Genomic DNA, 9,157 nt, shown 5'->3' with positions numbered 1-9,157 from the left:
GATCCGCCAGGTGCAGGAGCGCATGGACTACCTGACCTGGCACGACGCGCTGACCGGCCTGCCGAACCGCCTGCTGCTGACCGACCGCCTGCGCCAGACGCTGAAGCTCGGCCAGTGCGACACGCGCGTGGCCGTGGCGATGGTGCTCGACATCGAACGCTTCGGGGCGCTGAACGAGGCGCTGGGCGCGCAGGTTGCCGATGCCGTGCTCGGCGTGGTCGCCAGCCGCCTGCGACGGCAGTTGTGCACCGGCGACACGCTGGCACGCCTGGACGGCGACGAGTTCGCGGTCGTGCTCGCAGGGGTGTACGACTCGCGCGAGAGTGCCGCCCATCACGCGCGGCGGGTCGCCGGGCAGCTGGGCGCTGCAGTGGCCGAACCGCTGGAAATCGCCGGCTCGGTGCTGCGCCTGGGCCTCGGCATCGGCATCACGCTGTTTCCGAAGTACGAGAACGACGAGGCCGGCGAGGTCCTGCGCCGGGCGCAGACCGCACGTCACCGCGCCGGCGATCCCGAGACCGGCGGCCAGTCGATCGTGTTCTTCGACGAGCGCATGGGAGAGAGCGTCGAGCATCGCTTCCGGCTCGAACAGGAACTGCATCATGCGATCAATGCCGGCGAGCTGCGTGTGTACCTGCAGTCGCAGGTCGATCAAGACGGCCGCATCACCGGCGCCGAGGCGCTGCTGCGCTGGCAGCACCCGCAGCGCGGGCTGGTGCCGCCGGGCGAGTTCATCCCGATCGCCGAGTGCACGGAGCTGATCGTGCAGCTCGACCGCTGGGTGCTCGGCGAGGTCGTCGCGCTGCTTGCCCGCAGCGCCGGCTGCCGGCCGGCACCGACGCTGTCGGTCAACGTCAGCCCGCGCATGTTCGCAAGCCCCGGCTTCGTCGACGAACTGCGCACGCTGCTCGCTCCGCACCCGGACAGCGCCCGGCGGCTGGTCATCGAGCTGACCGAAGGCGTGCTGGTGCATGATCCCGAAGTCGTCGCCGAGCGCATGGCCGCGCTCGGGGCGCTTGGCGTGCGCTTCTCGATCGATGATTTCGGCACCGGCTATTCGAGCCTCACCTACCTGAAGCGCCTGCCGCTGCACGAGCTGAAGATCGACCGCAGCTTCATCCTCGAAGCACCGCACGACGCCGACGATGCGGCGCTGGTCGGGCTGATCGTGTCGGTGGCCGGCCACCTGCGTCTGGAGGTGGTCGCCGAGGGCGTCGAGACCGCCGTGCACGCCGACTGGCTGCGCAGTCATCCCGGCGTGCGCCGGCAGGGCTATCTGTACGGCCGCCCGGTGCCGGCCGGCGACTGGTTCGGCGACTACGCGAGCGGCTGCGACGCCTGAGAGACCCTGAGAGCCAGGGTGCCGGGCAGCAAAAAGGCCGGGGGGAACCCGGCCTTTTTTTGAAGCAGGACGTTCGGTCGGCGGGCGACTTACTTGTACATGCTCTTCTTGAACATGCGGCTCAGCTTCTCGTTGGTGTCCATCGCGATCGACTTGGCCTCGTTGGCGGTCGCCAGCGCCTGGTTGGCGGTGGCCTTGGCCGACTGGGCCTCGGCGCGCACGGCTTCGAGGTCGCTGGTGCTGGCGCAGCCGACAGCGAGGACGGACAGGCCGGCGAGGGCGGACAGCTTGATCAGGTTCTTCATGTTCGGCTCCTAAACAGTCAGGCAAAAAAACAACGCGGACAGACATGCCCGCAACAAAGCCCCGCTAGTGTATCGCTCCGGTTTGCCTTGCCAAGCCGGCGATCCGCGCCGGCGACAAATAATGTTGCACCGCGCAAGCGTCGCCGGCCGCACGGCCGTTCACGCGCCGTCCTTCTGCTGCGCCGATTCCTCGGCCAGCCGCGCGGCGTGACGCTTGGTCAGGCGCAGGAACAGCGGCGTCAGGCCGGCATCCTCGTACATCGGATCGCCCTGTTCGTCCTCGGCGATCACCCGCGAGCCCTGCACGTACGGGAACGCCGCCTCGACCTGATCGAGCGCGGCCGACAGCAGTTCGGTGATGAGTTCGGCACGGCTCTTCAGCGGATACATCTCGGCGAGCGCCGCCAGCCGCGCGGCATCGTGCAGCGGCAGCTGCACGCAGCAGGATTCGACCGTCAGCGTGCGGACACCGGCGCGCTCCCATTCGCGGATCAGATTCCGGATGTGCATGGCATACCTCGGGCGGGAAGGGTCGGCGTCAGTATGGTCGTGGTACGGCGCCGCTGCATCCGGTGACGGCAGCAGCAGGGATGTCACGATTTTGACGCACCACTGTCACCCGGGCCGGAATACCGATCGGCAGTCGCCTTATTGACAAATCCAGAGCCTGTGCCAGTTTTCGACCGGGCGCGCGACCTTAAAATACCGTAATGAACAAACGGTAATATTTGGCGCGTCAATTGCTTAATGGGGATTGTGGTCAGGACCTGTGGCGTAAGGCTGCAGGTCCGGTCCGCAAGGCGCTCAAACCCGGCTACAGACCAGGCCCGCCGCTCAGGAGAAAACGCTCAATGTTACCGCTGTGGTTCGACATGAATGCCCGCGTCTGGCTGCATGCCCAGCATGTGCTGCTCGACAACGTGGTGGCGATGATGCGGCTGGTGTCCGGTGCGCGATGTCCGGCGCCGGTGCGCCTCGCCGATCGTTGCGACGGCTGCGGTGGTGCCCTGCAATGGCGTGGCCCGCAGGCGGCGCCGTACCAGCGCTGTCCGGCCTGCGGCCTGATCCGCTTCCATGCGCCGCTGCCGCAGCTTCCGGCCGGTAGCGCTATCAGCGGCGAGACGCATCGCGTCCTGTCCTTCCGGCCCCGACGCGGCGCCTGAGCCGCAGCCGGCCGAAAATCAGCGTGGTTCGATCGAGACCACGCTGCGCAGCGAATTGGCGATGAAGCAGTTGCCGTGTGCGCGCGCGTGCAGCGCATCGAGCGCGGAGGCGTCCTGCTCGTGGCCGGGCGCGAAGCGCACGCGCGGACGCAGCGTCACGCGCGTGACCATCATGCGGCCGTCGGCATTGCGGCCGGTCTCGGCGCTGGCCTCGTCCTCGTAGGCATCGACGACGATGCGCTTCAGGGCGGCGATGGTCAGGAAGGTCAGCATGTGGCAGCTCGCCAGCGCACCGACCAGCCCCTGTTCGGGATCGACCGCGCTGGCATCGCCGCCGTATTCCGGCGCCGTCGAGGCGCGCACCTGTTCGCCGCCGTCGTAGACGATGGTGTGGGTGCGCTCGAAGGTCTTCGCATCGAAGTCGGCCGTCGCACGCTGCCAGCGCACGACGGCCCGGTGGGCGTCGGTCATCGGGAGGCTTCCGTATCGATTACTTGGGGAAGACTTCAGCAGACCGGCGGCACGCTGGCGCCGGCGCGGGCCAGGCGGTCATGCAGCGGGCTGCTGCGCGGGAAGTGCGCGCGCAGGAATTCCATCTGGTCGGCGAGGATGCGCCGGCCCTGCAGATAGACGTATTCGGCGTGCGTCGGCGCGAACGGCACGGCGAGCAGCGGCATGTGCGCCTGCTCGGGCGTGCGCCCGCCCTTCAGGTGATTGCAGCGCCGGCAGGCGGTGACGACGTTGCTCCAGCGATCGCGCCCGCCCTGCACCAGCGGCGTCACGTGGTCGCGCGACAGTTCGCGCACCGGAAAGCTGTCGCCGCAGTACAGGCAGACGTTGAAGTCGCGCCGGAACAGCGCCGGGTTCGACAGCGGCGGCACGTAACCGGGGCGCAGGCGCAGGCTGGCGTAGCGCCCGCCGAAGGTCGCGAGCACGGCGTGGACCGGGATCAGGCTGCGCCGGCCGGTGACGGCGTTGCAGCCGCCGCGCAGCGTGTACAGCAGCGTGCCGGCCGTGAAGGCGACATGCCCGGCGCAGTGCAGGCGCACGGCTTCCTGGTAGTCGATCCACTCCAGCGGCATGCCGGAGATGTCGGTGCGCAGCACCGGCTGATCCAGACCGTACATCATCCCTCCCGTCGTGCAGACGTGGCCGCCCGTGTCGCGGCGGCGGATGAAGGCACGGTGACGGCGGCGATCTGCGGATGCGCACGCACGGCACCGTCCGGCCTTTTGGGCCAGCCGCCTAGATACACCAGTCGACGACGCAGGGGTAGTGCGGGCACGACTTTCGCAGTGCAAAAGCCATCGGATACCATATCCGGACCGATTGCAGACGTTTTAGAGCAAAGACTCTAGTCTGCCGCCCCTCCGGCACGCCCGGAGCGGGCCATCCGCCTTGAACCCCCGGCACTCGTCCGTCCCGCTCTGCGGGCCGGTGTGTTGCCGTCTGGAGAACGCTTACATGACCTTACGTCTGGTGGTCCCGAAAGAGACCTGGACGGGCGAGCGCCGCGTTGCGCTCGACCCCAGCGTCGCCGAGCGCTTCCAGCGCCTCGGCGCCGAAGTGCAGATCGAGCGCGGCGCCGGCTGCGGCTCGCATTTTGGCGATGCGCAATACGAAAAGGGCGCGAAGCTCGTCGACGACATCGTCGCGGCGCTGGCCGCGGCCGATGTCACCGTGCGCGTGCAGCCGCCGAGCCTCGAAGAGGTCGAGCAGCTGCGCGACGGCTCGGTGCTGATCGGCTTCCTCGCCCCGCACCGCAACGCCGAGGTCATCCGGCGCCTGCGCGACAAGAAGATCACGAGCTTCGCGTTCGAGCTGCTGCCGCGCATCTCGCGCGCGCAGTCGATGGATGCGCTGTCCTCGCAGGCGGCGATCGCCGGCTACAAGGTCGCGCTGATGGCCGCGAGCCTCGCGAGCTTCTTCTTCCCGATGCTGACCACGGCCGCCGGCACCATCCGCCCGGCCAAGGTCGTCGTCGTCGGTGCCGGCGTCGCCGGCCTGCAGGCGATCGCGACCTGCAAGCGCCTCGGCGCGATGGTCGAGGCCTACGACATCCGCGCTGCGGCCAAGGAGCAGGTCGAGTCGCTCGGTGCCAAGCTGATCGACACCGGCGTCGATGCCTCCGGTCAGGGCGGCTATGCCCGCGAGCTGACCAAGGAGGAAATCGCCCGCCAGGCCGAGGTGCTCGCGCGCCACATCGCCGCTGCCTCAGCGGTGATCACCACCGCCGCGATCCCGGGCCGTCCGGCGCCGAAGATCGTCACGAAGGCGATGGTCGAGGCGATGAAGCCCGGGGCCGTCATCGTCGATCTCGCCGCCGAAACCGGCGGCAACTGCGAGCTGACCGAGCCCGGCCAGACCATCGAGCACAACGACGTGACCATCCACGGTCCGCTGAACGTGCCGAGCCTGATCCCGGTGCACGCGAGCGAGACCTACGCGAAGAACGTCTTCAATTTCCTGTCCCCGTTCGTGAAGAACGGCGAGCTCGCGCTCGACTGGAACGACGAGGTCATCGCCAGGAGCTGCCTCACGCACGACGGCCAGATCCGTCACGAACCGACCCGCAAGCTGGTGGGGTGAGCGTCATGATCGAAGGTTTCGCCGCGCTGTACATCTTCATGCTCGCCGCCTTCACCGGCTACGAGATCATCGGCCGCGTGCCGGTCATCCTGCACACGCCGCTGATGTCAGGCTCGAACTTCGTGCACGGCATCGTCGTCGTCGGCGCGATGGTCGCGCTCGGCCACGCGCAGACCGGCCTGGAGCAGCTGCTCGGCTTCATCGGCGTCGTGCTCGCCGCCGGCAATGCGGTCGGCGGCTACGTGGTCACCGAGCGCATGCTCGAAATGTTCAAGTCGAGCAAGGAGTAAGCGAACGTGGCCGGACTCATCCAGATTGTCTACTTCGCGGCCGCGGCGCTGTTCATCCTCGGCCTCAAGCGCATGTCCTCGCCGAAGACGGCGCGCAGCGGCATCGTCTGGGCCGGTGCCGGCATGGCGCTCGCCACGCTGGTCACCTTCCTGTACCCGGGCCTGTCGAACTACCTGCTGATCCTGGTCGCGATCGGCGTCGGTTCCTATGCGGCCTGGGTCAGCGGCAAGAAGGTCGCGATGACCGACATGCCGCAGATGATCGCGATCTACAACGGCATGGGCGGCGGTGCCGCGGCCTGCATCGCCGCGGTCGAGCTGCTCAAGGGTGGCAGCCACGGTGCCGTGCATGCGCTGCTCGGCGTGCTCGGTGCGCTGATCGGCGCCGTGTCGTTCTCGGGCTCGGTGGTCGCGTGGGCCAAGCTCGACGGACGCATGAAGAAGGCGATCCGCTTCCCGAGGCAGAAGCTCGTCAACCTCGGCGTGTTCGTGCTGGCGCTGCTGTTCGGGCTGATCGTCATGGGCGCGAGCCAGCCCGGTGCGTTCAGCATCATCGCCTTCTTCCTGCTGGCGCTCGCCTTCGGCGCGATGATGGCGCTGCCGATCGGCGGTGCCGACATGCCGGTGGTCATCTCGCTGTTCAACGCCTTCACCGGTCTTGCGGTCGCGTTTGAAGGCTACGTGATGCAGAACGCGGCGATGATCATCGCCGGAACCGTCGTCGGTGCGGCCGGTTCGCTGCTGACGCAGCTGATGGCGAAGGCCATGAACCGCCCGATCAGCAACGTGCTGTTCTCGAACTTCGGCGGCGGCAGCGGTGCGACGGCCGAGGAAGAGGTCAAGGGCTCGATGAAGGCCAGCGAGCCGCAGGATGCGGCGGTGATGATGGCCTACGCGGCCAAGGTCATCATCGTGCCCGGCTACGGCATGGCAGTCGCGCAGGCCCAGCACAAGGTCTGGGAGCTCGCCGAGCTGCTCGAAGAGAACAGCGTCGAGGTCAAGTTCGCGATCCATCCGGTCGCCGGCCGCATGCCCGGCCACATGAACGTGCTGCTCGCCGAGGCCGGCGTGCCGTACGACAAGATCTTCGACCTCGACGAGATCAACAACGAGTTCGCGTCGACCGACGTGGTGCTGGTCATCGGCGCCAATGACGTCGTCAACCCGGTCGCCAAGTCCGATCCGAACAGCCCGATCTACGGCATGCCGGTGCTGAACGCCGACCAGGCCAGGAACGTGCTGGTGATCAAGCGCGGTCAGGGCGCAGGCTTCTCGGGCATCGAGAACCACCTGTTCTACCTCGACAACACGCGCATGGTGTACGGCGACGCGCAGAAGGTGCTCGCCGAGCTGATCGGCTTCGTCAAGACGCTCTGATCGCGGCGCGGCCCGCAGCCGGATTCGTCGTGCGCGACGGCCGGCCGCGGATGCCCTTCGCACGAGGCGGCGCTCCCTGCGGGGCGCCGCCTTTTTCCTGTGCGCGTCAGTCTGCCGGCCCGGGCGGCGGCACGCGCAGCCAGAAGGTCACCGGTCCGTCGTTGACCAGTTCGACCTGCATGTCGGCGCCGAAGCGCCCGCTCGCGACCGGGGCGTGCGCGGCTTCGGCGAGCCCGAGCAGATGCCGGAACAGCCGCTCGCCGTCGGCCGGTGCCGCCGCCGGCGTGAAGCTCGGGCGCGTGCCCTTCTGCGTATCGGCCGGCAGCGTGAACTGCGGCACCAGCAGCAGGCCGCCGCCGGTATCGGCGAGGCTGCGGTTCATGCGCCCGTCGGCATCGGCGAAGACGCGGTAGCCGAGCAGGCGTTCGAGCAGGCGCGCGGCCTGCGCCTCGCCGTCGCCGCGCTCGACGCCGACCAGCACCAGCAGCCCGGCCGCGATCGCACCGACCGGCTCGCCGGCGACCGTCACCTGCGCGCGCGTGACGCGCTGCAGCAGCCCGATCACCGGTAGTGGTCGGCGAGTGCGTCGGTGGCGCGCACCAGCGCGTCGATGATGCCGGGCTCGGTCGCCGCGTGGCCGGCATCGGCGATGATGTCGAGCTGCGAGCCCGGCCAGGCGCGGTGCAGCGCCCAGGCGCCGTCGAGCGGGCAGATCACGTCGTAGCGGCCGTGGACGATGTAGCCGGGGATGCCGGCGAGGCGGCTGACATCGCGCACCAGCTGGTCGGGCGCGAGGAAGCTGTCGTGCATGAAGTAGTGGCACTCGATGCGCGCCAGCGACAGCGCCATGTGCGGATCGGCGAAGTGATCGACCGTGTGCGGACTCGGGCGCAGCGTCAGCGTCGTGCCCTCCCAGACCGACCAGGCCTTGGCGCAGCGCATGCGCTCGACCTCGTCATCGCCGGTCAGGCGCCGGTAGTAGGCCGAGACCAGATCGCCGCGCTCGGTCTCCGGGATCGGTGCCAGATAGTCCTCCCAGGCCTCCGGGAACAGCCGCCCGGCCCCGGACTGATAGAACCAGCGGATGTCCTGCGGCCGGCACAGGAAGATGCCGCGCAGCACCAGCCCGAGCACGCGCTCCGGGTGGGCCTCGGCGTAGGCGAGCGCCAGCGTCGAGCCCCAGGAGCCGCCGAACACCACCCAGCGCTCGATGCCGAGCGTCTTGCGCAGCAGTTCGATATCGGCGATCAGCGCCGTCGTGGTGTTGTCGGTCAGCTCGGCGTGCGGCGTGCTCTGACCGGCGCCGCGCTGGTCGAACAGCACGATGCGATAGCGCAGCGGATCGAAAAACCGCCGGTGCACCGGCTGGCAGCCGGCCCCGGGGCCGCCGTGCAGGAACAGCACCGGCAGGCCGCCGGGCGTGCCGGTTTCCTCGACGTACAGCGTGTGCAGCGGGCTGACCGGCAGGCGGCGCGTCGCATACGGACGGATGTCGGGATAAAGCTCGCGCATGTCGCAGGCTCCGCCGGAAGCGGTGCCGGCCACGGGTGAACCGGTCGTTTCCGGGATAAGAAATTTCTGATGGTCGATTCAGCGGATGGCGCAGCCGAAACCGCCTGATGGCGCATGGCTGTCATGAAACAGCTGTATACACTGTGCGCCCATGCAGGAGGGAACGGGAAGCGGCAGACAGGCCGCGCCGCAGGAAGGGCGGCAGCGCAGGAGGCGCGGCACGGAAGCCCGAGGCAGGTCCGGGGCATGAAACGGTGAGGGGAACACCGCTTTCGGGCCCGGATCGAGGCGGGGCTGGGACACGGTGCGGAACGCACCGGGCGGTGCACGGGGCACCACGTCAGGGAAGACGGCTCAGGGAGAGCGACGTGGAAGGCGCGGGTCGGGATGGCCCGTACCGGAAGCGGTGTATCACCTTCTCAATGTTTGGCTGCTACGTTTTTCAGCCGCCGTCGCGCATGCGATGGCGGCATTTTTCTTTTGGCGGTCAGTCATCCGCGCCGCAGGCGAGCGCCCGCTCGCGCGAGGCGGCGAGCTCGGCCGCCGCGTGCGGCGCCGGTCCGCCGGCAAAGCCCGGCC

11 protein-coding genes are annotated in these 9,157 nt (G+C 68.8%); 5 read left to right on the top strand and 6 right to left on the bottom strand.

Features of this window, described 5'->3' with window-relative positions:
- Nucleotides 1–1,342 (top strand): bifunctional diguanylate cyclase/phosphodiesterase (locus PKE44_RS10660; protein WP_324550920.1); only part of this gene is annotated, 1,342 nt, incomplete at its 5' end.
- An 89-nt stretch (nucleotides 1,343–1,431) separates the two neighbouring features.
- On the opposite strand, the gene PKE44_RS10655 is transcribed toward PKE44_RS10660, so the two are convergent.
- Together PKE44_RS10655 and PKE44_RS10650 are read right to left on the bottom strand one after the other, a co-directional pair.
- Nucleotides 1,432–1,647: an alanine-zipper protein gene (locus PKE44_RS10655; protein ID WP_324550917.1), complete on the bottom strand. Its 216-nt coding sequence runs from the start codon at nucleotides 1,645–1,647 to the stop codon at nucleotides 1,432–1,434.
- Nucleotides 1,648–1,806: 159 nt separating this feature from the next.
- Complete coding sequence (locus PKE44_RS10650) at nucleotides 1,807–2,157, bottom strand: type 1 pili tip component (RefSeq protein ID WP_324550915.1); 351 nt, start codon at nucleotides 2,155–2,157, stop codon at nucleotides 1,807–1,809.
- A gap of 341 nt (nucleotides 2,158–2,498) precedes the next feature.
- On the opposite strand from PKE44_RS10650, the gene PKE44_RS10645 reads away from it, so the two are divergent.
- Nucleotides 2,499–2,810: a hypothetical protein gene (locus tag PKE44_RS10645; RefSeq protein WP_324550913.1), complete on the top strand. Its 312-nt coding sequence runs from the start codon at nucleotides 2,499–2,501 to the stop codon at nucleotides 2,808–2,810.
- 18 nt (nucleotides 2,811–2,828) lie between these two features.
- On the opposite strand, the gene PKE44_RS10640 is transcribed toward PKE44_RS10645, so the two are convergent.
- Nucleotides 2,829–3,281, bottom strand: coding sequence for an OsmC family protein (locus tag PKE44_RS10640; RefSeq protein ID WP_324550911.1), 453 nt, complete (start codon nucleotides 3,279–3,281; stop codon nucleotides 2,829–2,831).
- Between the two features lie 35 nt (nucleotides 3,282–3,316).
- The gene (locus PKE44_RS10635; protein ID WP_324550909.1) at nucleotides 3,317–3,937 is read right to left on the bottom strand and encodes an HNH endonuclease; all 621 of its coding nucleotides are present in this window, start codon (nucleotides 3,935–3,937) and stop codon (nucleotides 3,317–3,319) included.
- 337 nt (nucleotides 3,938–4,274) lie between these two features.
- On the opposite strand from PKE44_RS10635, the gene PKE44_RS10630 reads away from it, so the two are divergent.
- The 3 genes from PKE44_RS10630 to PKE44_RS10620 are packed head-to-tail and all read left to right on the top strand — an operon-like array spanning nucleotide 4,275 to nucleotide 7,066.
- Entirely contained in the window at nucleotides 4,275–5,399 is a 1,125-nt protein-coding gene (locus tag PKE44_RS10630; protein WP_324550907.1) for an NAD(P) transhydrogenase subunit alpha, read from the top strand.
- 5 nt (nucleotides 5,400–5,404) lie between these two features.
- Nucleotides 5,405–5,689, top strand: a complete 285-nt coding sequence (locus PKE44_RS10625) for an NAD(P) transhydrogenase subunit alpha (RefSeq protein ID WP_324550904.1) — start codon at nucleotides 5,405–5,407, stop codon at nucleotides 5,687–5,689.
- A gap of 6 nt (nucleotides 5,690–5,695) precedes the next feature.
- Entirely contained in the window at nucleotides 5,696–7,066 is a 1,371-nt protein-coding gene (locus PKE44_RS10620) for an NAD(P)(+) transhydrogenase (Re/Si-specific) subunit beta (RefSeq protein WP_324550901.1), read from the top strand.
- Nucleotides 7,067–7,172: 106 nt separating this feature from the next.
- Here the strand turns inward: PKE44_RS10620 and dtd are convergent, their stop codons facing one another.
- Together dtd and pip are read right to left on the bottom strand one after the other, a co-directional pair.
- Nucleotides 7,173–7,631, bottom strand: coding sequence for a D-aminoacyl-tRNA deacylase (dtd, locus tag PKE44_RS10615; RefSeq protein WP_324550899.1), 459 nt, complete (start codon nucleotides 7,629–7,631; stop codon nucleotides 7,173–7,175).
- A complete protein-coding gene (gene pip, locus PKE44_RS10610; RefSeq protein WP_324550897.1) occupies nucleotides 7,628–8,578 on the bottom strand; it encodes a prolyl aminopeptidase in 951 nt (316 codons plus the stop codon). The genes dtd and pip overlap by 4 nt, the downstream gene beginning before the upstream one ends.
- Between the last annotated feature and the right edge of the window lie 579 nt (nucleotides 8,579–9,157).

The sequence above is a fragment of the Plasticicumulans sp. genome (assembly GCF_035331805.1).
Lineage (GTDB): Bacteria > Pseudomonadota > Gammaproteobacteria > Competibacterales > Competibacteraceae > Plasticicumulans.
This window is presented reverse-complemented; position numbering and strand designations above follow the sequence as displayed.

Bases quoted from the DNA above. Each gene is read 5' to 3' on its own strand.
- PKE44_RS10655 (WP_324550917.1), bottom strand. From the start codon at position 1,647: ATGAAGAACCTGATCAAGCTGTCCGCCCTCGCCGGCCTGTCCGTCCTC.
- PKE44_RS10650 (WP_324550915.1), bottom strand. From the start codon at position 2,157: ATGCACATCCGGAATCTGATCCGCGAATGGGAGCGCGCCGGTGTCCGC.
- PKE44_RS10645 (WP_324550913.1), top strand. From the start codon at position 2,499: ATGTTACCGCTGTGGTTCGACATGAATGCCCGCGTCTGGCTGCATGCC.
- PKE44_RS10640 (WP_324550911.1), bottom strand. From the start codon at position 3,281: ATGACCGACGCCCACCGGGCCGTCGTGCGCTGGCAGCGTGCGACGGCC.
- PKE44_RS10635 (WP_324550909.1), bottom strand. From the start codon at position 3,937: ATGTACGGTCTGGATCAGCCGGTGCTGCGCACCGACATCTCCGGCATG.
- PKE44_RS10630 (WP_324550907.1), top strand. From the start codon at position 4,275: ATGACCTTACGTCTGGTGGTCCCGAAAGAGACCTGGACGGGCGAGCGC.
- PKE44_RS10625 (WP_324550904.1), top strand. From the start codon at position 5,405: ATGATCGAAGGTTTCGCCGCGCTGTACATCTTCATGCTCGCCGCCTTC.
- pip (WP_324550897.1), bottom strand. From the start codon at position 8,578: ATGCGCGAGCTTTATCCCGACATCCGTCCGTATGCGACGCGCCGCCTG.